At 57.2% G+C, this 1,372-nt stretch carries 2 rRNA genes (1 of these 2 cut by a window edge); both read right to left on the reverse strand.

What is annotated here, in order from left to right:
- Positions 1-107, reverse strand: a 5S ribosomal RNA gene (gene rrf / locus ACFYZJ_RS39270); the annotation flags it as partial.
- Positions 108-195: 88 nt separating this feature from the next.
- Positions 196-1,372, reverse strand: a 23S ribosomal RNA gene (locus ACFYZJ_RS39275) (it continues 2,041 nt past the right edge of the window).

Consider the following 1,372-nt stretch of genomic DNA (forward strand, 5'->3'; position numbering starts at 1 on the left):
GTCCTACTCTCCCACAGGGTCCCCCCTGCAGTACCATCGGCGCTGTAAGGCTTAGCTTCCGGGTTCGGAATGTAACCGGGCGTTTCCCTCACGCTATGACCACCGAAACACTATGAAACTGACAACCCGGCCGCCGTGACCACACACGACAGGTTGTTCGTGGTTTCAGAACCAACACAGTGGACGCGAGCACCTGAGGACAAGCCCTCGGCCTATTAGTACCAGTCACCTCCACCCGTCACCGGGCTTCCAGACCTGGCCTATCAACCCAGTCGTCTACTGGGAGCCTTACCCCATCAAGTGGGTGGGAGTCCTCATCTCGAAGCAGGCTTCCCGCTTAGATGCTTTCAGCGGTTATCCCTCCCGAACGTAGCCAACCAGCCATGCCCTTGGCAGAACAACTGGCACACCAGAGGTTCGTCCGTCCCGGTCCTCTCGTACTAGGGACAGCCCTTCTCAAGACTCCTACGCGCACAGCGGATAGGGACCGAACTGTCTCACGACGTTCTAAACCCAGCTCGCGTACCGCTTTAATGGGCGAACAGCCCAACCCTTGGGACCGACTCCAGCCCCAGGATGCGACGAGCCGACATCGAGGTGCCAAACCATCCCGTCGATATGGACTCTTGGGGAAGATCAGCCTGTTATCCCCGGGGTACCTTTTATCCGTTGAGCGACGGCGCTTCCACAAGCCACCGCCGGATCACTAGTCCCGACTTTCGTCCCTGCTCGACCCGTCGGTCTCACAGTCAAGCTCCCTTGTGCACTTACACTCAACACCTGATTGCCAACCAGGCTGAGGGAACCTTTGGGCGCCTCCGTTACCCTTTAGGAGGCAACCGCCCCAGTTAAACTACCCATCAGACACTGTCCCCGATCCGGATCACGGACCCGGGTTAGACATCCAGCACGACCAGACTGGTATTTCAACGACGACTCCACCCGAACTGGCGTCCAGGCTTCACAGTCTCCCAGCTATCCTACACAAGCCGAACCGAACACCAATATCAAACTGTAGTAAAGGTCCCGGGGTCTTTCCGTCCTGCTGCGCGAAACGAGCATCTTTACTCGTAGTGCAATTTCACCGGGCCTATGGTTGAGACAGTCGAGAAGTCGTTACGCCATTCGTGCAGGTCGGAACTTACCCGACAAGGAATTTCGCTACCTTAGGATGGTTATAGTTACCACCGCCGTTTACTGGCGCTTAAGTTCTCAGCTTCGCCCACCCGAAAGTGAGCTAACCGGTCCCCTTAACGTTCCAGCACCGGGCAGGCGTCAGTCCGTATACATCGCCTTACGGCTTCGCACGGACCTGTGTTTTTAGTAAACAGTCGCTTCTCGCTGGTCTCTGCGGCCACCCCCAGCTCAAGGT

This window comes from Streptomyces sp. NPDC001848, assembly GCF_042891915.1.
In the GTDB taxonomy this organism is placed as follows: Bacteria; Actinomycetota; Actinomycetes; order Streptomycetales; family Streptomycetaceae; genus Streptomyces.